The following is a 247-nucleotide window of genomic DNA, read 5'->3' on the forward strand; positions in this document are numbered from 1 at the left end:
TGTCCAACCTGCGATCATAAGGGTCTCACGGGTATTGGTGGAGCCCCAGCGAATGTGCACAGGACCATCAAGGTGCCAGCTGGCACTGCTCATTACCATAGAGTTCAGGTGGGTTGCAACATCGACAATGGCTGTTTCCTCAACACCGCCGGCGTAGCCTCCGAAAATTGGCATCTGTTCATCCATGATGATGTCACTGTTACCCTTGTAGTGGGCAATGACAGCGATTGCGTCAAGATCGATCTTA

At 51.8% G+C, this 247-nt stretch carries 1 protein-coding gene; it reads right to left on the bottom strand.

Annotated elements, in window-relative coordinates; genetic code table 11:
- Nucleotides 1-247: monomethylamine:corrinoid methyltransferase (locus tag CI957_RS10515; RefSeq protein ID WP_128754808.1), on the bottom strand; the 247-nt coding region annotated here is incomplete at both ends.

It is taken from the genome of Methanohalophilus sp. WG1-DM, assembly GCF_004104135.1.
Taxonomy (GTDB): Archaea; Halobacteriota; Methanosarcinia; order Methanosarcinales; family Methanosarcinaceae; genus Methanohalophilus; species Methanohalophilus euhalobius.